General features: G+C 62.6%; 22 protein-coding genes. 9 read left to right on the top strand and 13 right to left on the bottom strand.

All coding sequences use genetic code 11. From position 1 onward, the window contains the following. Nucleotides 1–66 precede the first annotated feature (66 nt). Nucleotides 67–759, top strand: a complete 693-nt coding sequence (locus ONG87_RS15820; RefSeq protein ID WP_122476658.1) for a GntR family transcriptional regulator — start codon at nucleotides 67–69, stop codon at nucleotides 757–759. A gap of 22 nt (nucleotides 760–781) precedes the next feature. Here the strand turns inward: ONG87_RS15820 and ONG87_RS15815 are convergent, their stop codons facing one another. The 4 genes from ONG87_RS15815 to ONG87_RS15800 are packed head-to-tail and all read right to left on the bottom strand — an operon-like array spanning nucleotide 782 to nucleotide 6557. Then, on the bottom strand, nucleotides 782–2005 hold the full coding sequence (locus ONG87_RS15815) for an amidohydrolase family protein (RefSeq protein WP_264381613.1): 1224 nt from the start codon (nucleotides 2003–2005) through the stop codon (nucleotides 782–784). Beyond that, complete coding sequence (locus ONG87_RS15810) at nucleotides 2002–4494, bottom strand: ATP-binding cassette domain-containing protein (RefSeq protein ID WP_264381612.1); 2493 nt, start codon at nucleotides 4492–4494, stop codon at nucleotides 2002–2004. The genes ONG87_RS15815 and ONG87_RS15810 overlap by 4 nt, the downstream gene beginning before the upstream one ends. Further along, the gene (locus ONG87_RS15805) at nucleotides 4491–5360 is read right to left on the bottom strand and encodes a branched-chain amino acid ABC transporter permease (RefSeq protein WP_264381611.1); all 870 of its coding nucleotides are present in this window, start codon (nucleotides 5358–5360) and stop codon (nucleotides 4491–4493) included. The genes ONG87_RS15810 and ONG87_RS15805 overlap by 4 nt, the downstream gene beginning before the upstream one ends. A 3-nt stretch (nucleotides 5361–5363) precedes the next feature. Next, complete coding sequence (locus tag ONG87_RS15800) at nucleotides 5364–6557, bottom strand: ABC transporter substrate-binding protein (protein ID WP_264381610.1); 1194 nt, start codon at nucleotides 6555–6557, stop codon at nucleotides 5364–5366. A 185-nt stretch (nucleotides 6558–6742) separates the two neighbouring features. Between ONG87_RS15800 and ONG87_RS15795 the strand changes: the two genes are divergently transcribed. The 3 genes from ONG87_RS15795 (at nucleotide 6743) to ONG87_RS15785 (ending at nucleotide 8845) form a co-directional block, all read left to right on the top strand. Continuing rightward, nucleotides 6743–7141: a nuclear transport factor 2 family protein gene (locus ONG87_RS15795; RefSeq protein WP_264381609.1), complete on the top strand. Its 399-nt coding sequence runs from the start codon at nucleotides 6743–6745 to the stop codon at nucleotides 7139–7141. Nucleotides 7142–7362: 221 nt separating this feature from the next. Continuing rightward, nucleotides 7363–8181, top strand: a complete 819-nt coding sequence (locus ONG87_RS15790; protein ID WP_185794244.1) for a hypothetical protein — start codon at nucleotides 7363–7365, stop codon at nucleotides 8179–8181. A gap of 55 nt (nucleotides 8182–8236) precedes the next feature. After that, complete coding sequence (locus ONG87_RS15785; protein WP_240998687.1) at nucleotides 8237–8845, top strand: hypothetical protein; 609 nt, start codon at nucleotides 8237–8239, stop codon at nucleotides 8843–8845. Nucleotides 8846–8903: 58 nt separating this feature from the next. Here ONG87_RS15785 and ONG87_RS15780 read toward each other — a convergent pair whose 3' ends face one another. Next, nucleotides 8904–9128 (bottom strand): hypothetical protein, encoded by a 225-nt coding sequence (locus ONG87_RS15780; RefSeq protein WP_122476645.1) that lies wholly within the window; start codon nucleotides 9126–9128, stop codon nucleotides 8904–8906. A gap of 205 nt (nucleotides 9129–9333) precedes the next feature. On the opposite strand from ONG87_RS15780, the gene rnd reads away from it, so the two are divergent. From rnd to ONG87_RS15765, 3 genes are all read left to right on the top strand, one after another. Beyond that, on the top strand, nucleotides 9334–10467 hold the full coding sequence (rnd, locus tag ONG87_RS15775) for a ribonuclease D (protein WP_264381608.1): 1134 nt from the start codon (nucleotides 9334–9336) through the stop codon (nucleotides 10465–10467). Next, nucleotides 10464–10757: a YcgL domain-containing protein gene (locus tag ONG87_RS15770; RefSeq protein WP_122476641.1), complete on the top strand. Its 294-nt coding sequence runs from the start codon at nucleotides 10464–10466 to the stop codon at nucleotides 10755–10757. The genes rnd and ONG87_RS15770 overlap by 4 nt, the downstream gene beginning before the upstream one ends. A gap of 79 nt (nucleotides 10758–10836) precedes the next feature. Beyond that, complete coding sequence (locus ONG87_RS15765) at nucleotides 10837–11772, top strand: D-2-hydroxyacid dehydrogenase (protein WP_264381607.1); 936 nt, start codon at nucleotides 10837–10839, stop codon at nucleotides 11770–11772. 54 nt (nucleotides 11773–11826) lie between these two features. Here the strand turns inward: ONG87_RS15765 and ONG87_RS15760 are convergent, their stop codons facing one another. Further along, complete coding sequence (locus tag ONG87_RS15760; RefSeq protein WP_122476637.1) at nucleotides 11827–12420, bottom strand: nitroreductase family protein; 594 nt, start codon at nucleotides 12418–12420, stop codon at nucleotides 11827–11829. 187 nt (nucleotides 12421–12607) lie between these two features. Here ONG87_RS15760 and ONG87_RS15755 point away from each other — a divergent pair, with 187 nt between their 5' ends. Further along, nucleotides 12608–13057 (top strand): YcgN family cysteine cluster protein, encoded by a 450-nt coding sequence (locus ONG87_RS15755; protein ID WP_122476635.1) that lies wholly within the window; start codon nucleotides 12608–12610, stop codon nucleotides 13055–13057. Nucleotides 13058–13140: 83 nt separating this feature from the next. Here ONG87_RS15755 and ONG87_RS15750 read toward each other — a convergent pair whose 3' ends face one another. The 3 genes from ONG87_RS15750 to ONG87_RS15740 all read right to left on the bottom strand — a co-directional run bounded on the left by ONG87_RS15750 (nucleotide 13141) and on the right by ONG87_RS15740 (nucleotide 14416). Continuing rightward, a complete protein-coding gene (locus ONG87_RS15750; protein ID WP_122476633.1) occupies nucleotides 13141–13506 on the bottom strand; it encodes a DUF2892 domain-containing protein in 366 nt (121 codons plus the stop codon). A 65-nt stretch (nucleotides 13507–13571) separates the two neighbouring features. Then, nucleotides 13572–14042, bottom strand: a complete 471-nt coding sequence (locus tag ONG87_RS15745) for an RNA methyltransferase (protein WP_049862310.1) — start codon at nucleotides 14040–14042, stop codon at nucleotides 13572–13574. 8 nt (nucleotides 14043–14050) lie between these two features. After that, entirely contained in the window at nucleotides 14051–14416 is a 366-nt protein-coding gene (locus ONG87_RS15740; protein WP_043185061.1) for a YajD family HNH nuclease, read from the bottom strand. Nucleotides 14417–14604: 188 nt separating this feature from the next. On the opposite strand from ONG87_RS15740, the gene tcdA reads away from it, so the two are divergent. Beyond that, entirely contained in the window at nucleotides 14605–15417 is an 813-nt protein-coding gene (tcdA, locus tag ONG87_RS15735; RefSeq protein WP_122476630.1) for a tRNA cyclic N6-threonylcarbamoyladenosine(37) synthase TcdA, read from the top strand. Nucleotides 15418–15468: 51 nt separating this feature from the next. On the opposite strand, the gene ONG87_RS15730 is transcribed toward tcdA, so the two are convergent. The 4 genes from ONG87_RS15730 to ONG87_RS15715 are packed head-to-tail and all read right to left on the bottom strand — an operon-like array spanning nucleotide 15469 to nucleotide 18545. Further along, nucleotides 15469–15870, bottom strand: a complete 402-nt coding sequence (locus ONG87_RS15730; protein ID WP_264381606.1) for a SufE family protein — start codon at nucleotides 15868–15870, stop codon at nucleotides 15469–15471. Further along, nucleotides 15867–17072, bottom strand: a complete 1206-nt coding sequence (locus tag ONG87_RS15725) for an aminotransferase class V-fold PLP-dependent enzyme (protein WP_264381605.1) — start codon at nucleotides 17070–17072, stop codon at nucleotides 15867–15869. The genes ONG87_RS15730 and ONG87_RS15725 overlap by 4 nt, the downstream gene beginning before the upstream one ends. 55 nt (nucleotides 17073–17127) lie before the next feature. After that, on the bottom strand, nucleotides 17128–18162 hold the full coding sequence (dapD, locus tag ONG87_RS15720) for a 2,3,4,5-tetrahydropyridine-2,6-dicarboxylate N-succinyltransferase (RefSeq protein ID WP_122476625.1): 1035 nt from the start codon (nucleotides 18160–18162) through the stop codon (nucleotides 17128–17130). 35 nt (nucleotides 18163–18197) lie between these two features. After that, complete coding sequence (locus tag ONG87_RS15715; RefSeq protein ID WP_264381604.1) at nucleotides 18198–18545, bottom strand: ArsC family reductase; 348 nt, start codon at nucleotides 18543–18545, stop codon at nucleotides 18198–18200. Nucleotides 18546–18733 lie beyond the last annotated feature (188 nt).

Genomic DNA, 18733 nt, shown 5'->3' with positions numbered 1-18733 from the left:
GGGCATTTGCCGGATACGGGGCATCTCGTGTATAGGCATGAGGCCTTCCAGACAACAGAGGAAACGATGGGGTTGAGTACCGTCACTGCCAAACAGCTCGAGGTGCAGCGTATCGTCGATGCGTTGTTCAAGGCCATTGCCCAACATCGCCTGCCGCCCGGCACCCGGTTGGTCGAAGCCCACATCGTCGAAACCTTGCAGGCCAACCGCAATCATGTGCAGGTCGCGCTACAGCGCCTGGCGATGCAGAAAGTCGTGACCATCGAAGCCAATCGCGGCGCCATGGTTGCCCAGCCGACGGCGAAGGAAGCCCGGGATATCTTCAGCGCCCGTCGTGCCATCGAGCGGGCCATTGTCGAGGCCATTACCCCGGCCGTGATGCGCAAGCAGCGGCAACGCATTGCCAGCCATATGAGTAACGAACGCAAAGCCACCAGCGATACCGATCGCCGCGCCATCGTTCGCGAGCTGAGCGAATTTCACCTGCTGCTCGGCGAGATCAGCGGCAATACCGTGCTCAGCGATATCCTGGGCAACCTGATGGTGCGCAGCTCGTTGATCGTGGCGCTGTACCAGCGTAACGACGTGCCGTCGTGCGCGTCGGATGAGCATCAGGAAATCATTACCGCGCTGGAGCAGGGCGACAATGCACGGGCCGTGGCGGTCATGCTCGAACACCTGGACGAACTGGAAGGGCAGCTGGCGCTGGAAGAGCGAGCGCTGGAGGAGTTCAACCTCAAGCAAGCGCTGCGTGGCTGATGCGCAGGCGTTGCCTGTTCGATCACGGCCTCAGCAACTTCCCAACCGGTCTGCTGAAGGTTTGCCTGCCACCCTTGAAACCCATCACCGGGGCGCTGATCTCGGCGATCACCGCAGCGGGTGAGGGCGCGTCGAAGACGATGAAGTCGGCGCGGCAGCCCGGTAGCAGGCCGTAATTTTCCAGCCTGAGCAGGCGTGCCGACTCGCTTGATACCCAAGCCAGGCATTGCAGCAACTGCCCGACGGTACCCATCTGACAGACGTTGGCGAACAGATTGGCCTGACGCACCAGTGAGGCATCGCCATAGGGCGTAAACGGATTGCCGACATTGTTGGTAGACACCGAACACGTCACGCCACAGGCGTGCAGATACGCCAGCGGCGCCAGCCCGCGGGGCTTGTTGTGGAACACCTCGCGACCCATCAGGAACAGGTCGGTGCTGGGCAGGCAGGTCACCTGTACGCCTGCTTCGGCCAGCTCGAGGGCGATTACCGTCAGTGATTCCCTGGGCAGGGCGGACAGCTTGGTCACATGGCCGATGGTCACGCGTCCGCCCCAGCCATGCAGCCGCGTACAGCGTGCGACTTCCATGACGGTCAGGCCTTCGGGGTTCAAATCGAAATCCAGATGCAGGTCAAGGTCGCAGTCGTAACGCGTAGCCAATTCGAACAAGCGCTGGATCTGTCCCAGCGGGTCGCTGTCCATGTACGGACACCCGCCCAGGACCGTTGCGCCACTTTCCAGTGCCTCGCACAACAGTGCTTCGGTGCCCGGATTGTTCAGCAGCCCTTCCTGCGGGAACACACACAGCTCCAGGCTGATCGCCCAGGCATAGTCAGCCTGCAAGCGGCGAATGGCATGGAAGCCGGTCAAGCCGATCTGCGGGTCCAACTCGACATGGGTGCGCATGTGTGTCGTGCCTTGCACGATGGCTTTGTCCAGCACCAGGGCACCGCGCCGATACACATCGTCTTCGGTAAACCCCGCTTTCGCCGCTCGGGTCTGGGCCACCGCTTCGGCCAGCGTACCTTCCTGCAGGTGGCAGCGCTGCATGATGCAGGCCTTGTCCAGATGAATGTGGGTTTCGATCAGGCCGGGCATGATGAGCTGCCCCTGCAGATCGAGGGTGTCCCACTGGTGTGTGTCGGCACTCCAGGCGTCGACGAAATAGCCGTTCTCTACCTGCAGCTGGGTCAGGTGGTTACCGTCGCCAAGCCGCGCATTGATGATCTGCAAAGCGTTCATGCGCTGACTCCTTCGCCCAGGTAGGCCGCGGCCAGGTCTTTGTCGTCGCGCAATTGCGCGGCGCTGCCAGACTTCACAATGGTTCCGGTTTCCAGCACATACGCGCGGTCAGCCACCTGCAGCGCGAGGTTGGCCATCTGGTCTACCAGCAGAATGGTCACGCCCTCGTCGCGCAGCGCAGCCAGCGCGTCGTAAAGCTCGCCGATCATGGCAGGTGACAGGCCCAGCGACGGTTCATCGAGCAGAAGGATTTTCGGCTTCGCCATCAGGCCGCGACCCACCGCGACCATCTGTTGCTCGCCACCGGAGAGCAGACCGGCCGGGTTGTCGATGCGATCCCGCAGACGAGGGAAGCGCTTGAGGATGGCCTCGATTTCAGCGTCGGTGTCGAAGACTTCGCGACGTGAGTAACCACCCAGCAACAAATTGTCGCGCACGCTCAGGTAAGGAAAGACCTGACGACCTTCGGGTACCAACGCCAGGCCCTGCGCGGCAATCAGGCTGGCACTGGTCTGTTCGATATTTTCGTTGTCGAGCAGGATGCTGCCACTGCTGGCGCGATGCAGGCCGGCCAGGCATTGCAGGATGCTGGATTTACCCGCGCCGTTCGCGCCGAGGATGGCCACCAGCTCGCCGGGATTGACCAGCAGACTGACCTTGTTGACCACGGCGGACGCGCCGTAATCAATGACCAGATCCTTGACATACAAACGCGCGTCGCGGCTACCCGCCCAGGGTTGTGCGCGCGGGGTGGCTTGGTAGTCGGTGCCGCCCAGATACGCGGCGATCACCTGCGGGTTCTGGCGGATTTCGGAGGGTGGCCCCGACGCAATCGGCTTGCCCGCATCGAGCACCAGTAAATGCTCGGACACCGACATCACCAGTGCCATGTCGTGCTCGACCAGAATCACCGTGAGGCCAAAATCCGCCAGCTTGCGCAGCAGTATCGCCAGGTCGTCGGTGTCGCGACGGCTGAGGCCTGCCGCTGGCTCATCCAGCAATAGCACGGTCGGTGCAGTCGCCAGCGCCCGGGCTATTTCCACAAGGCGGCGGTCTACGTGGGGCAAATCCTCGGCGGCAATGTTCACTTCGCCGCGATAGCCCACCAACGCCAGCAGATCCAGCGCCAGGCTGCGTTGCGTTTCCAGTGCACGGCTGAACGGCAGCCCCAGGCGACCCTTCTGCATCGCCACGAGCAGGTTGTCGAGTACGGACAGTTCGCCGAACAACAAGGTGGTCTGGTACGTACGGGCGATACCGGCCCTGGCAGTCTTCCAGGCAGGCAGCCCAGCCAGCGGTTGCTGCAATTCGATCTGGCCGCTGTCAGGGGCGTAAAACCCGCTGATCATGTTCAGAACGGTGGTTTTGCCTGCACCGTTGGGGCCGATGATACTGGTGATACTGCCAGCGGGAGCCTGCAGGCTGACGTGTTGCGCAGCCTGCACGCCGCCGAAGCGGATGCCGATGTCCGTCACCCGCAGGCCTGAGGACGGGCCGCGGCTGCGTAAATGAGCAGCGATGCGTGCGTGATCGATGCACGTCGGCGGCAGCAGGCGAGCGGGTTTGATCACGCGCCGGGCGAGGGCACCGAGCAAGCCGTTGGGCGCGATCCACAGCACGATCAGCAGCAGTATGGAGAAAATCAACAGCCGGTATTCAGCGAAATCCGACAGCAGTTCCGGCACCAGCACGATCAACACGGCACCGATCAACGGCCCGAACAGCATACCGCTGCCGCCCACGATCACGGCCAGAACGAACAGGATGGATTGCGAGAAGGGGAAGGATTCCGGGTTGATGAACATCAGCAAGGGCGCGAGCAACCCACCTGCCAGCCCGGTCAAGGCCGCCGACAATGCGAATGCCAGGGTTTTACTTATCACCGGGTTGAAGCCCAGCGAGCGCGCGGCGATTTCCGAGGTTTTCACCGCCAGCATGGCCTTGCCCCAGCCGCTCTGGCTCAGGCGCCGATAGAACAACAGCGCGCCGATCATCAGCGCGGCGGCGAGCAGCGCGAGCAGGATCGCCGGATCGAGGCCCGCGAACTCCGGCAGCGGGATACCCATCAGGCCATTCGAGCCCCCTGTTACATCCCGCCATTCGATCAAGCCGTGATGCACCACGAACGAGAAGGCGATGGTGATCATCGCCAGATACGGGCCGCTGACCCGAAGCGCGGGGATCGCCAATAGCGCGCCGATCAGACCCGCCACAACACCGGCCATTGGCAGGGCCAGCCACAGCGTCCATCCCGCCATGCTCAGCAGGGCCGATACATAAGCGCCAATCGCGTAGAACGCGATATGTCCGAAGGAAATTTGCCCGCTCAGGCCAATCAGGATGTTCAAGCCCACACCGACCACTGCCGCCAGCGCACAGAGGGTGAAAACCAACAGCGAGTAGCTGTCGAGGGTGAACGCCAGAACGCCACAGAGCACAGCGAGCAAGGCGATGAACGCCGGAGCGACCAGGGTTTTGAGGTTGTTCATACTTTCACCAATGCCCGGCTGCCAAACAGACCGTTGGGACGAATCGCCAGCGCCAGAATGACCAGCGCGAAGGTAAATATCTGGGTGAATGCAGAGCCGAAGTACAAGGTGATCAATGCTTCGGCCAGGCCGAACAGCAATCCGGCGGCAAAGACCCCGCCCGCGCTGCCGATGCCGCCGAGAATCGCTACTGCAAAGGCTTTCAGGCCGAACAACATGCCCATTTCCGCGTTGACGCTGAACAGCGGCGCAATCAGCAGGCCCGCCACCCCCGCGAAGACGGTCGACAACGCGAAGGCGATGGCCACCACCCGATTGACGTTGATACCCATCAACATCGCGGCGCGCGGATTCTGTACGCAGGCTTCGAGTACCTTGCCCAGCCGGGTGTAGCGCCGCACCAGATGCAGCGCCAAGGCGACGGCTGCGCCCGCCAGCGGAATCAGCAATTGCAGGGCACTGATGTGGCTGCCGAACAGCTCGACACTCAGGTTCACCAAGGCGCTTTCGAACTGCCGAGGCTCCTTGCCGAAGGTAAACAGCGCAAGGTTGTCCACCAGAATTCCGCCCGCGACCGTTGCCATCAGCCAGGCCTGCGAGCCACGGCTGTGGAAAGGTCGCACCAGGTAGCGCTCGATCACCAGGCCATACAGCGCACAGAGGATCAGTGTCAGCGGCACGCCCAGCCACAGTGGCCAGCCCCAGTTGATGCAAAACGTGTAGCCGAGCACCGCACCGACCATCATGGCGCTGCCCTGGGCAAAGTTGACGGTGCGCGATACGACGTAGGTCAGGTGAAAACCCAACGCCAGCAACGCATACATGCTGCCCAGGCCAAGCCCGGTAACAATGGCGGCGGTGAACATCGCTTACTCCTGAGGCTTGAGCGGTACGATCTGGTCGTTGACGAAGTGGCTGAAGATATAGTCGTCAGGCCCCAGGGCGTCATGCTTGGATGGGCTGAACGGCTGCTTGTAGTGCTTGATCAAGCCGTCATAGTCGGTGATGGCGTAGAAACCATCGCGCACGGCCGGGCCGTCCGTTTTGCCGGCCTTTTCGATGGCTTGAGCGGCGAGATGCAGCGCGTCGTACGCATTGGCAATGCCGACTGCCGGGGTCACGTCGGCCACGGTCTTGATCTGCGGGTAGGCTGTTTTCAATGCGGCCAGCAATGCATCGCCCTTGGCGCTGTTGTGTTCGGTGAACACGTAGGTCTGGATGAAATGCACCTTGGACGCATTCGGGCCCGCCAGTTCGCCGAAGCGACCACCGGCCGGCCCCCAGTGGGAAACCACCGGGACGTCCCAGCCCATGCGGTCCAGAGACTTCACGACCTGCGCCGATGGACCCACATTGCCGACCATCAGCAATGTGTCCGCACCGGCGTTTTTCAGGCGCGTCAACTGCGGAACTACATCCAGATCGCTGTCCTGGATGCGCTCGACACCGGCATTGGCCAGGCTGCGTTTTTCCAGGGCACGTTTGAAACCTGCCTCGTTGGATTCGCCCCATGGGTTGTTGATAAGGATCATGCCCGGCTTTTTCATGCCGTTGGCGACGCCGTATTGCACCAGCGCCTCGTCCACCAGCTCGTCGACGGCAGAGACGCGGAACACATAGTTATCTGCCGCGCCGTTCTCGGTGATCTTCGTGCCTGCCGCCCAGATGCCCATGAACGGTACTTTCAGCTGATTGGCCAGCGGTACGATTGCCAGAGAAACCGGCGTGTCCAAGCCGCCGAACAGCACAGTGACCTTCTCGCGCTGGACCAGTTCGCGGGCGGCGAGCATACCTTTGGACGGGTTGCTTTCGTCGTCACGGCGCACCAACTCCAACTGACGGCCAAGCACGCCGCCGCGGGCGTTGACCTCATTGATGGCCATGCTCAGGCCGCGGGTCAGGGCTTCGCCGGACTTGGCCGATTGACCCGAAAGGGCGGCTACCAGACCGACTTTGATCGGCGGTTCGGCCGCGTGCGCGCCGAGAACCATTGCCAGGTTGAGAGTGGCTGCCGCAGCCACGGGGAACAGCAGACGTTGCAGGTTTGGAAGCCAGGTGGCCATGGTTTACTCTCCTGATTGCTAGCATTTGCATATTTATTGCTAGCAAGTAGGGTGCCAGTCGTTACATCCTTGGAAACGGCTTAAGTATCCATTCGGGCGCCTGTTTACGCGCCAAAATAAAGCGGTCCGCACCAGGCAGAGGCATGCCTGGTTAGCGGGTTTCCCTTGATTCAGGAGTTACAGCAATGATTGAGATGAACGAAGACGTACAGATTGTTAGCAGTTTCCTCGAGGCTTCGATGGCGCCGGATCCGGTCCGCGCTGCGACGTTCATGAGTGAGGATGTGCAGATCACCTTTACCGGCGGGCGGGTGATGCCCGATCCCCAGGCAATCACTGCGTTCAACGGTTCACGTTACGCTTGGGTCAAAAAGGCCTTGGGTAACTTCGACTGGATGGATCGTGGCGATCACACCGTGGTGTATTCGAACGGCACACTGTTCGGCGAATGGGCTGATGGCCGGAGTTTCTCGGGTAATCGTTATCTGGATCGGTTCGAGGTACGCAATGGCAGGATAGTGCGCATGGACGTCTGGAATGACAGTGCCGAATGGCTGCTGGCGCCAGAGATTGCCAAGGCCTGAAAAGCGGTCTGGCGAACCTTTTTTCCATGGGTCCAACAGCCCCTGCCTGCGTCCAGGGTGAGCCGGTTACCGGCTCGTTACTCAGGCTCTTCGGCATACCTACGCCGCATTGAAGAAACCCTGTAGGACAAATCTGAAAATCCCCCCTTTGCCTATCGTCCTACCCCACCCCCTGCCAACCTTCGGCTTTCCCTTACCAAACGCTTGAGCCGGAGAGCTGCATGGACGTCGCCTTGTGCACCATCAACAACACCGTTTACGACATCGCCGGATTCGAGGCGCTCAGCCCCAATTGCGTGGCTGTCATGCGGCGCAATCTGTTGTGTCCGCGTTGCCTGGGGCCGGGGTTCTATCGCAAGGCGGCGCGCAGTGGCCAGGCGTCGTGTTTCGGTGCGCGGCCGCATGCCGACTTCTGCGACATGGGCGGCCCGCAAAGTGAGTCGTATCGGGGTGATACGCTGGAGCAGGATGATGTGGTCAATCGTGGCGAGCGCATCGAGGTGGACTTTGCCTTCGGTGCGCCGCTGCGTCACTACGGGGTAGAGGAGGGTGCCGAGCCGGTCTACGGGGTGGGCCGGCACAGTGGCGGGCATGCCGCCCAGGGGGCGCAGACGCGTCAGCGTCGGTTGAGCACGCTGTTGAAGAACTTGATCCTGAGTGAGGACTTCCGTCGCTCCGAGCAGTTGATTTCGGTGGAAAGCGGGCTGTTCAAGGTGCGCGATTTCTTCGTGCCGTTCGCCCGCGCCGAGTTCGATGAGCTGGAGCGCATGCGCGGTTACTGGGGCTTGGTGTCCGATGCGGCGCAGTCGGGCGATCAGCCGCCGAGCCTGTGGCTCAACACCGGCGGGCGGCAGGACTTGAGCGTGGTGGTCGACGGTTCGCTGGTCGATGATTTCACCCAGCGTTTCCCCATCCATGAGCTGGAAGACCTGGCCGGTGCCTACGTGCTGGTGTTTGGTTGCATGCGTGTGTCGAAGAATGCCAAGAAGTACATCGCGGTGAATGATATCTCGCGTATAACGCTCAACAAGACGCTTTGACGTCGCGCCGGGCTTCACGCCTGGCGCCGCCTGTTCGATTTTGAAGGAGTGATGCATGTTGTTGGAATACGGTGCTATCACCGTGATGTTTCCAATTGCGCTGGTGATTGCCGGTTGGTTGTGGTTGGCCGGTTCACGCGCGGCTTGTACGGTGTGGTTGCTGACGGTGCTGTGCGCCTATGGCCTGGTGGGTGCCAGCAAGATCCTGTTCAAGGGCTGGGGCATCGGCCTGCCGTCGTTGAACATTGCCGTGTTCAGCGGTCATGCGATGAATGCCTGCCTGATGGTGCCGGTGCTGGCGAGCGTTCTGGCGCGGCAGGTTCACCCATACCTGCGATGGCCAGCAGCCTTGGCAGGTATCGGCTTTGGAGTATGGTTTGCGGCGACACTGGTGGGCAATGTGATCCACCCGATGGCGGAGGCCATCATGGGCGCGTTGATCGGGGGGAGTGCCGCCTTTGGATTTTTGCTGGTGCTGGAGCGTTGGAACTTGCAGCGCCTGGGGCCGGCTACGTTGCTGCCTGGCCTGATGCTGATCACGCTCGCCGGGGCTGCGCCAAAATTCACTGCCGAGCACTGGCTCGATCAAGTCGCCACATCGTTGTCCGGGGCGACAAAGCCCTTTCGCCATGCAGACCTGAAGCGCGAATCGTCGACGTTGTGAAGCGTGCAGGATCGGTGCGGCGGGAGGCGGCGCGCATGCGCCGCTGCGATGGGTAGGGTCAGCCCAGATGCTGAACGATCTTGTCCTTGATCAGCAGGCGTTTTTCCTTGAGCTTCTTGACCTCGTCGTCCGGCGCGGCGCGGTCTTCGGCCTTGACCACGTCGGCATCGCTGACATGGTATTGGGTCAGTAGCTGGCTAAGCCGATCGTCGCTCTTGGCGCGGGTTTCGACTTCTTCCTTGCTCTGTTTCAGATCAGCGAACAGGTTGTGTTTTACCGGCATCTCGACACCTCTGGGTGGGGTGGACAGAATGGTGGGCCATGGAAAATGACCCGATGCCTAGGTTCGACCCCCCGTTGGGGGCAGATCGTTCAATGCATGTGCCCGCAACGGGCGCTCGCCGGATTAACGACCGCAGGCACGCACGGATGTCCCCGTGGAAGCAGGGCCGATATATACTGCGCGCCATTATTCGTGGGAGAGCCTTGTGGCCATCGATATTCACTGGATTCGCGACGATGCCAGCCTGGCTGAGCATTGCGCCCACTGGCAGAGCTTGCCGTACGTTGCCCTCGACACCGAATTCATGCGGGTCGACACCTTCTACCCCATCGCAGGGCTGTTGCAGATCGGCGATGGCGCCAGCGCCTTCCTCATCGATCCGTTGTCGATTACCCAGTGGCAGCCACTGACCCAACTGCTGGAAAATCCGGCGGTGATCAAGGTGCTGCACGCCTGCAGCGAAGACCTGGAAGTGCTGCTGCGCCTGACCGGCAGCCTGCCGGCGCCGCTGTTCGACACGCAGCTGGCCGCCGCCTACCTTAACCTGGGGTTCTCCATGGGCTACTCGCGCCTGGTCCAGGAAGTGCTGGGCATCGAGTTGCCCAAGGGCGAGACGCGTTCGGATTGGCTGCAGCGGCCGCTGTCCGACACCCAGGTCAGCTACGCTGCCGAGGATGCCGTGCACCTGGCCGAGGTGTTCGAGAAGCTGCGCCCGCAGCTGTCCGCTGACAAGTACGCCTGGGTCCTCGAAGACGGCGCCGAATTGGTGGCACAGCTGCGCCGCGAAGTGAACCCCGACGAGCTGTACCGTGACGCCAAGCTGGCCTGGAAACTGTCACGCGCGCAACTGGCGGTACTGCGCGAACTGTGCGCGTGGCGCGAACGGGAAGCCCGTGCGCGCGACCTGCCGCGCAACCGCATCGTGCGCGAGCAGTCGCTGTGGCCGCTGGCCAAGCTGCAACCGGATAACCTGCAGACGCTGGCCAAGATCGAAGACATGCATCCGCGCACCGTCCGCCAGGATGGCGAGCAGATTCTGGCGTTGATCAAGGCTGCGGCCAGCGTTGCGCCCGAGCAGTGGCCATCGGTGCTGCCCGAGCCGCTGCCGATCGAAGCGTCGGCCGTGCTCAAGCAGTTGCGTGCGATTGGCCAGCGTGAGGCCGAGCGTCTGAACATGGCGCCCGAGCTGATGCTGCGCAAGAAGACCCTCGAGGCGTTGCTCAAGACAGGCTACCCCGACGGCCCCTATCACTTGCCCGATTCGCTGCGTGGATGGCGACGCGAGCGCATGGGGCAGGCCCTGCTCGACAGCCTGGCCACCGCTGGAGACCAGCCATGAAACGTATCTGTTCGATCTACCGTAGCCCGTGCAAGAACGGAATGTACCTCTATGTGCTCAAGAGCGATGCGCTCGAGCGCGTTCCCGAAGGCCTGTTGAGCGTGTTCGGCAAACCGGTGCACGCCTTCGATCTGGTGCTCAGCCCGGAACGTGCCCTGGCGCGCGAAGACATCAACCTGGTGCTCGAGCACTTGGAAACACAGGGTTACCACCTGCAGATGCCGCCTGCCGAAGACGAGTACATCGAGCATCTTCCCGAAGAGCTGCTGCGCCGCAACGACCCTATCTGACTCTCCTTATCTGACCAACCCTGCCTGCTGCCGCCCTGCCGATACGGGGTCGCGCAGCTGTCTTGACCAAGGCCTCGCAATGACCCGCGTTCTGATCGCCGAACACGATTATGCCGTTTACGCCAAGTTGCTCGGCGCAGCTGCTCCCCATTTGAATGTACACACCAGCGGCGACCCTGCCGAGCTGGCGCGGCTGGCGGCAGACTGCCCGGTCTGGCTCGGCCAGCCGGACCTGTTCGTCAACCTGCTGCGCACCGGCGCGACCCCGCAATGGGCGCAGTCGACGTGGGCGGGCATCACCCCGCTCTTGGGCGACGGCCTGCCGCGTGCCTATCGCCTGACCCGCGCCGTGGGCATCTTTGGCCAGGTCATGGCCGAGTACATGCTGACCTACATGCTGGGCCATGAGCGCGAAGTGCTGGCGCGGCTGGTCAGCCAGGTCGAGCGCAAGTGGGATCCACGTCCCGGTTGCAGCCTGGCCGGGCGTCGCGTGCTGATCGTCGGCATCGGCGAGATCGGCCAGGCCGTGGCGAGGTTCCTGCAACCCTTCGGGGTCACGCTGCTGGGCGTAGCCAGCACGGCGAGAGAGTTGTCACCGTTCATCGAGGTGGCGCCGCTCGCTGAGCTCGGGCGTCTGGTGGAAGAGGCCGACTACGTGATCAACTTGCTGCCCGACACCGTGCAGACCCACGATCTGTTCGACGCCGCGCTGTTCAAGCGCTTCAAGCCGCAGGCGCTGTTCATCAATGCCGGGCGCGGCGTGGCGGTGGTGGATGCCGATCTGGTGGAAGCGCTCAAGGAAGGGCACCTGGCTGGGGCTGTGATCGACGTCTGTCGTCAGGAGCCGCTGCCGGTCAAGCACCCGTTCTGGACGGCCTGGGGCTTGCTGCTCACCGGCCACAGCGCAGCGCCAACCTCGCCATCGGCCATGGTCGAGCTGTTCGTCGAGAACCTGCAGGCGTGGCAGGACGGCAAGGCGCTGCGCGGCGAAGTGGATTTCGCTCGCGGGTATTGAGTGGGTCAGGGGCGGCGGCGCAGAGTCTGCCGCCCCATCGGTCTACGGGTTGGCTTACAGCGTGAAATCGCCTTCGGCCACCAGCTGGCTCAACGGCAGGCGTGGGCTCGGCAGTTCGCGACCTTGCAGGTACTCGGCCAGGGTGGCCTTGTCACCCAGCTTGCCGATGGCCACGGCCGCATGCACGGCATATTCAGCCGGGATCTTCAGCTCTTCACGGGTTTTATCCTGATCGAAGCCGGCCATGCCATGGGTGTGCCAGCCGCTGATGCTGGCTTGCAGCGCAAGGTGCGCCCAGGCCGAGCCGGTGTCGAAGGTGTGCCACAACGCCGGCGATTCTTCGGTGGCGCCGGGGGCGGTGAAGGTGGTCTTCGAGGCGATGATCACGATGGCGGACGAGTGCTGCGCCCAGGAACGGTTGAATTCATTGAGCAGGCCCAGGTAGCGCTCCCAGTTCGGCGTGCCGCGGCGCGCGTAGAGAAAGCGCCAGGGTTGCGAGTTGTAGGCCGAGGCGGCCCAGCGGGCGGCTTCGAAGAAGCTGAGCAGGGTGTCCTGTTCGATTTCGACCGGCTCGAACGCGCGCGGCGACCAGCGATTGATGAATTGCTCGTGGATGGCATAGTCGGCGATGCGGGGATTGGCGCTCATGGCATTCCTGATTGAAGGGTGATGGAGGGCAGGGGGTAAAAACTACTGCGAATCGATCGCGCCTGACAAGTGAAGCTTACCGGCAGTCGCCAGAGCTTGGCCCGCGCTGCAGGGCGCACTAGACTGGCGGCCCTTTCAGGTACTGCCCGCGCCTGAGCCGCCAATTTCGTACAGGACTCTCGGTCACATGGCTGCCATCGTCGAACCCTTCTGGATGCGCAAGACGCTCGAGCAACTTGATCCGCTCGAGTGGGAGTCCCTGTGCGACGGTTGTGGCCTGTGCTGCCTGCAGAAGCTCGAGGACGAAGACGACGAGAGCGTCTACTACACCCGTGTGGCCTGCAAGATGCTCGATCTCAAGACCTGTCAGTGCAGCGACTATCCGCGGCGCAAGTCTTTCGTGCCGGACTGCATCCAGCTGACGCCGGGCCAGGCCGACCAATTCAAATGGCTACCACCGACCTGCGGTTATCGCCTGGTCAGCCAGGGCCAGGACCTGCCGCTTTGGCATCATCTGGTCTGCGGTGACCGCGAACAGGTGCATAAACAGCGTATTTCGCAGTCCGGCAAAATGGTCAGCGAGAAGGATGTCGACGAAGACGATTGGGAAGACTATCTGATCTTTCGCGCGGGTTGATTCGTCGCGCCGGTCGCTCGGCCGATAAAGCTGCGCCCCGCTGCAGCATGACTGCAGAGGGGCGCGTTTGAGGCTCGAGGCACTCAGATCTTTGGCGTTACCGCCGGGTCTTCGCCAGTCACGGTAGCGGTGTCGGTCGCCGAATCAGCATTTTTCTTCAGGTTCAGCAGATCTTCGCCAGCGCGTTCGATCTTGTTGCGGATCTCTTCCAGATCGCTGCGGCCTTTCTCGGCCAGCGACTTGGCTGCACAGTGACCGCTCCAGCCGCGGGCCAGGGCTGCGCCACCAATGGCCACCTGGATCAGACCGAAGATCCCGCCGCGGCGCAGACCCTTGCCGATCGAGACGACGCCCACCAGCAGCGAGCCGGCGCGTTCCCAACCCTTGACGTTATGGTAGTCGGGCTGGGTAACGGATTTGATGACGTCCACGGTTTTGCTGTCGCTCATGGTGAATCTCCTGATAGGGCAGTGATAACAAGCTGACTGCCAAATCTTCACGCTGTTCCATCGGCTTATTTGAATTTGGGCCCGGAGCGCGTGTTGTTGCCCTTGGCCAGGCGGTCGTAAAGCACGACGTTGACCGTGGCGGCCAGGTTCATGCAGCCTGTGGTGGGAATGTAGATGGTGTCTTCGCACCAGTCGCGCACGCTTTGGTCGAGGCTGCCGTCCTCGGGGCCGAAGATGTAGATGGCGCGATCCGGATGGGTGTATTCGGGCAGCGGACGTGCGCCATCGACCAGCTCGACGGCCACGGGGGTGCAGCCCAGCGGAATGATTTTCTGCAAATCGTCGATGCCGATGAGCGGAATGTCGTAGTGAACCCGCTTGGTGTCGGTGACGAAATCACGTGCACGCTCGTAGCGCTTGCCCGTATAGAACACCGAGTTGACCCCGTAGCAACCGGCGGCGCGCATGACCGAGCCGACGTTTTCCGGGGATTTGGGGTTGAACAACCCGATGCAGCTGTACCGTTTGTTGGCCACGTGCTCGCTCAGTCTTTTTTCATCAATCCGGCCAGGGCCGCGAAGGGGTTGTGGGTCGCCTTGGCGATGGTCGGGCTGCTGGTGGAGCCTTCGGCGTAGTACTGCTGGTCGGTGTAGCGCGAGTGCTCGTTGTCGTGGCAGTACAGGCACAGCAGTTCCCAGTTGGAGCCGTCCTGGGGATTGTTGTCGTGGTTGTGGTCGCGGTGGTGCACGGTCAGCTCGCTCAGGCGCTTGCCGGCGAACTCGCGGGCACAGCGGCCGCACACGTGGGGGTACATGCGCAGGGCCTTGTCGCGATAGCCGCTTTCGCGCTCGCGCTGGGCATCGGCGAGAATGCGATCGAGCTTGGCGGTATGGGGTGTGGACGAACTCATGGGGTTCACCTCTGATAATGACGGTCAGGCGCTATATTAACGGTTTCCCGTGCGTAGGAGCGGTCCGTGGCCGCGAAAAGGGCGGCGCGGTGCCTCAGGCAGACTGCGGCGCGCCTTTCGCGGCCGATGACCGCTCCTACATTGGGCGGTGGTGTATACTGCGCGCCGGTTTTTTGAGGTGCCGTGTGATGAGTACAGAAGATCCCCGTTTCGCCGGCATTGCCCGCCTTTATGGCCTGGAGGGCATGCAGCGCCTGCGTGACGCCCACGTGGCCATCGTCGGTGTGGGTGGCGTCGGCTCGTGGGCGGCGGAAGCGATCGCCCGCACCGGGGTGGGGGAGATTTCGCTGTTCGACCTGGACGACGTCTGCGTCAGCAATGCCAACCGGCAGTTGCATGCGCTGGACAGCACCGTGGGCAAGCCCAAGGTCGAGGTGATGGCCGAGCGGCTACGCGGTATCAATCCCGACTGCACGGTGCACGCGGTGGCGGATTTCGTCACTCGCGACACCATGGCCGAATACATCACGCCGAACATCGATTGCGTGATCGACTGCATCGACAGCGTGAATGCCAAGGCCGCGCTGATCGCCTGGTGCAAGCGGCGCAAGATCCAGATCATCACCACCGGGGGCGCCGGCGGGCAGATCGACCCGACCTTGATCCAGGTCTGCGACCTGAACCGTACGTTCAACGATCCGCTGGCCTCCAAGGTGCGTTCGACACTGCGTCGCGACTATGGGTTTTCACGCACGGTCACGCGCCACTACAGCGTGCCCTGCGTGTTCTCCACCGAACAGCTGCGGTACCCCAAGCCCGATGGCAGCATTTGCCTGCAGAAGAGTTTCGTCGGTGACGGGGTGAAGCTGGACTGCGCCGGGGGGTTCGGGGCGGTGATGATGGTGACGGCGACCTTTGGCATGGTGGCGGCGACCAAGGCGGTCGACAAGATCGTGGCCGGGGTGCGGCGTCCGGCGGATAGGGTCAAGGCGGGAGTCTGAGGGCAGGGTAGTCATAACACCGCGAAGGACTGCCCACCGGACCTACAAGGTTCACACCAGCTCGGCCATCCGCTTCAACACCGCATTCAGCCCATTGCTGCGCGAAGGCGACAGCTGGCGGCCCAAGCCCAGTTGTTCGAACCAGTCGGCCAGCTTCAGCTCGCGCAGCGCCTGCGAATCCAGGCCCTCGACCCGCACCAGCAGCAGCGCCAGCAAGCCACGGATCATCCGTGCATCACTGGCGGCCTTGAAGTGCCAGCGCTCATCCTGCCGCTCAGCCACCAACCACACCACGCTTTCACACCCGTGCACACGATTGGCGTCCACTTTCTGCCCTTCGTCCAGCGGCTCCAGGCGTTCGCCCCACTGCATCAACAGCCGCGCCCGTTGTTCCCAACCGGCGGCCTGCTTGAAAGCCTGAAGTGCGTCTTCAGCCTGTGGGTTCAAGGTCATGTGAGTATCTCCAACGCCTTGTCCAGTGCCTCGAAAAACTGTTGCAGGTCGCCAGAGTCGTTGTACAGGCCCAAGGACACACGAATGGCGCCGGACAGGCCAAGGTGCTTCATCAATGGCATGGCGCAGTGATGCCCGGCGCGCACGGCGATGCCTTGATCGGTCAGCAAGTGCGCCAGATCGGCGTTGTGTACGCCGTCCACGACGAAACTGGCCAACGCAATCTGCGGCGTGCCGAGCAAGCGCACACCGCTGCGCGCGTGCAGCCCCGCCAGCAATTGCGCATGCAGGCACGCTTCGTGTGCGGCCACGGCCTGGGCGTCCAGGCCGCTGAGGTAATCCAGGGTTGCGCCCAGTCCGATCACACCGGCGATGGCTGGGGTGCCCGCTTCATGGCCCAAGGGCGCCGGGTGAAAGCTCGCACTCTGGTAATCGGCCTGGTGCACCATTTCGCCGCCGAATTGCCAGTGCGCTAGTTTCTGCAACGCCTCGCGCCGGCCATACAGCACACCGACACCGTCCGGGCCATACAGCTTGTGGCTGGAAAATACATAGAAATCGCACTGCAGACGCTCGACATCATGGCGTCCATGGACGACGCCCTGTGCGCCATCCACCACCGTGATCGCGCCTTGTGCACGCGCAAGCGCGAGCAGTTCCGGCAGCGGTTGCCACGCGCCGAAGACGTTGGGCAGTTGGGTCACTGCCAGCAGCCGGGTACGTGGCCCGATGATCTGCGCAGCCGCCTGCAGGTCGACCACGCCACTGGCATCCAGCGGCAGTACCCGCAGTGGCAGGCCACGACGTTTGGCCAGCTGTTGCCACGGCAGCAGGTTGGCATGGTGTTCGGCGGCGCTGATCACCAGTTCGTCGCCGGGCTGCAGTTGCTCGGCCAGGCCATAGGCGAGCAGATTCAGCGCACTGGTCGCGCCGTGGGTGAAGATGATCTGCTCGGAACTGCCTGCATTCAGCCATCGCGCGACCTTCTCGCGGCTGGCTTCGAACGCACGGGTCGCCAAGGATCCCGGCAGATGCTGGGCGCGATGTACGTTGGCCGCGCCGTGGCCATAGTAGTGGCCGATGGCGTCGATAAGAGCTTGCGGTTTCTGGGTGGTTGCAGCGCTGTCCAGGTAGGTCTGCTGCTGCTGGTGCAAGGCGGCGATGGCTGGAAAGTCAGAGCGCCAGGGGGAGGCGTGGAACATGGTCGAAGACCCCAGGCAAAAGGCCCGGCAGGGATGCCGGGCCCGATATCGCCACTTAGTTGTGAGCGTGCAGCGCTTCGTTGAGTTCGATGGCCGACTTGTGGCTCTTGCACTCCACGGCACCGGTGACCGAATTGCGACGGAACAGCAGGTCGGGCTGACCGGCCAGGTCCCGTGCCTTCAAGGTCTTGACCAGTTGGTTCTGTTCATCGAGCAGCGCCACCTTGGTGCCTGCCGTGATGTACAGACCGGCTTCGACGGTGTTGCGGTCGCCCAATGGAATGCCGATACCGGCATTGGCGCCGATCAGGCAGCCTTCGCCTACTTTGATGACGATGTTGCCGCCACCGGACAGGGTACCCATGGTCGAGCAGCCGCCGCCCAGGTCCGAGCCCTTGCCGACGAACACGCCCGCCGAGACACGGCCTTCGATCATGCCTGGGCCTTGGGTGCCGGCGTTGAAGTTGACGAAGCCCTCGTGCATGACGGTGGTGCCTTCGCCGATGTAGGCGCCCAGGCGCACGCGCGCGCTGTCGGCGATACGCACGCCGGCCGGTACCACGTAGTCGGTCATCTTGGGGAACTTGTCCACCGAGAACACTTCCAGCAGTTCGCCCTTCAGGCGTGCTTCCAGCTGACGCTCACCCAGTTCGGCCAGGTCGACCGCGCCCTGGCTGGTCCAGGCGACATTGGGCAGCAGCGGGAAGATGCCGGCCAGGTTCAGGCCGTGTGGCTGCGCCAGACGGTGCGACAGCAGATGCAGCTTCAGGTACGCCTCGGGCGTGGAGGTCAGCGCGGCGTCTTCGGCCAGCAGCGTCGCGACCAGCGGCTTGTGGCTTTCGGCCAGGCGGGTCAACAGGGCGGCTTGCGCCGGGTCGACGTGCTTGAGCGCCTCGGCCAGCTGCGAGGCCTGGGTGTTGCTGAAGGCAACGGCCTGGTTGCCACCGGTGTAACCCAGCAGCGGAGCGATGGCATCGACCAGTGCAGTGGACGGGTTGGTCAACGGCTGTGCATAGAACACTTCCAGCCAGGTGCCTTGACGGTTTTGCGTGCCGACACCGAAGGCCAGGCTGAACAGGGAATTGGACATGGAATTACCTCGTGCAGAATAAGTGCGGGCCCGCGTCAGGCAAGGGCCGCTGCGTAGATATCAGGCTTGAAGCCGATCACGGTCTTGTCGCCAAGCTGCAACACCGGGCGCTTGATCATCGACGGCTGGGCGAGCATCAGCTCGATGGCCCTGGCCTGGTCGATGTCGGCCTTCTGCTCGTCGCTAAGCTTGCGGAAGGTGGTACCGGCCTTGTTGAGCACCATTTGCCAGCCGTGCTCGTCGCACCAGCGGGACAGGTGCTCGCGGTCGATACCGGCGCTCTTGTAGTCATGAAAGGCGTACTCCACCTGGTGCTCGTCGAGCCAGGTACGGGCCTTTTTCATGGTGTCGCAGGCTTTGATGCCGTAGAGAGTATAACTCATTGATTTATATGGACGAATCGGACTCCTCCAAAACTCCCCCAATACTCCTGCAAAAGTAATATGCCTAAGATTATGCGCGATTGTCGGACGCTACGCTATGTGAGGCGTCTCGGTTCACGGGAGATTGATCAGCGTGGATTGCCATGAACTCGAGCTCAAGGTAAGCTCCGCCGTGCTCAAGCGCGTTG

The organism is Pseudomonas sp. MM227 (assembly GCF_947090715.1).
Lineage (GTDB): Bacteria > Pseudomonadota > Gammaproteobacteria > Pseudomonadales > Pseudomonadaceae > Aquipseudomonas > Aquipseudomonas baltica.
Note: the sequence above shows the minus strand (reverse complement) of the source record. Positions and strands in the feature narration are given on the sequence as shown.

Excerpts from the sequence above, each read along its gene's own strand:
- ONG87_RS15740 (WP_043185061.1), bottom strand. The coding sequence starts at position 14,416 with ATGAGTTCGTCCACACCCCATACCGCCAAGCTCGATCGCATTCTCGCC.
- ONG87_RS15730 (WP_264381606.1), bottom strand. The coding sequence starts at position 15,870 with ATGACCTTGAACCCACAGGCTGAAGACGCACTTCAGGCTTTCAAGCAG.
- ONG87_RS15785 (WP_240998687.1), top strand. The coding sequence starts at position 8,237 with ATGTTGTTGGAATACGGTGCTATCACCGTGATGTTTCCAATTGCGCTG.
- dapD (WP_122476625.1), bottom strand. The coding sequence starts at position 18,162 with ATGTCCAATTCCCTGTTCAGCCTGGCCTTCGGTGTCGGCACGCAAAAC.
- ONG87_RS15815 (WP_264381613.1), bottom strand. The coding sequence starts at position 2,005 with ATGAACGCTTTGCAGATCATCAATGCGCGGCTTGGCGACGGTAACCAC.
- ONG87_RS15810 (WP_264381612.1), bottom strand. The coding sequence starts at position 4,494 with ATGAACAACCTCAAAACCCTGGTCGCTCCGGCGTTCATCGCCTTGCTC.
- ONG87_RS15820 (WP_122476658.1), top strand. The coding sequence starts at position 67 with ATGGGGTTGAGTACCGTCACTGCCAAACAGCTCGAGGTGCAGCGTATC.
- ONG87_RS15795 (WP_264381609.1), top strand. The coding sequence starts at position 6,743 with ATGATTGAGATGAACGAAGACGTACAGATTGTTAGCAGTTTCCTCGAG.
- ONG87_RS15780 (WP_122476645.1), bottom strand. The coding sequence starts at position 9,128 with ATGCCGGTAAAACACAACCTGTTCGCTGATCTGAAACAGAGCAAGGAA.
- ONG87_RS15805 (WP_264381611.1), bottom strand. The coding sequence starts at position 5,360 with ATGTTCACCGCCGCCATTGTTACCGGGCTTGGCCTGGGCAGCATGTAT.
- ONG87_RS15715 (WP_264381604.1), bottom strand. The coding sequence starts at position 18,545 with ATGAGTTATACTCTCTACGGCATCAAAGCCTGCGACACCATGAAAAAG.
- ONG87_RS15725 (WP_264381605.1), bottom strand. The coding sequence starts at position 17,072 with ATGTTCCACGCCTCCCCCTGGCGCTCTGACTTTCCAGCCATCGCCGCC.
- ONG87_RS15755 (WP_122476635.1), top strand. The coding sequence starts at position 12,608 with ATGGCTGCCATCGTCGAACCCTTCTGGATGCGCAAGACGCTCGAGCAA.
- ONG87_RS15790 (WP_185794244.1), top strand. The coding sequence starts at position 7,363 with ATGGACGTCGCCTTGTGCACCATCAACAACACCGTTTACGACATCGCC.
- ONG87_RS15800 (WP_264381610.1), bottom strand. The coding sequence starts at position 6,557 with ATGGCCACCTGGCTTCCAAACCTGCAACGTCTGCTGTTCCCCGTGGCT.
- ONG87_RS15750 (WP_122476633.1), bottom strand. The coding sequence starts at position 13,506 with ATGAGCGACAGCAAAACCGTGGACGTCATCAAATCCGTTACCCAGCCC.
- ONG87_RS15765 (WP_264381607.1), top strand. The coding sequence starts at position 10,837 with ATGACCCGCGTTCTGATCGCCGAACACGATTATGCCGTTTACGCCAAG.
- ONG87_RS15760 (WP_122476637.1), bottom strand. The coding sequence starts at position 12,420 with ATGAGCGCCAATCCCCGCATCGCCGACTATGCCATCCACGAGCAATTC.
- ONG87_RS15770 (WP_122476641.1), top strand. The coding sequence starts at position 10,464 with ATGAAACGTATCTGTTCGATCTACCGTAGCCCGTGCAAGAACGGAATG.
- tcdA (WP_122476630.1), top strand. The coding sequence starts at position 14,605 with ATGAGTACAGAAGATCCCCGTTTCGCCGGCATTGCCCGCCTTTATGGC.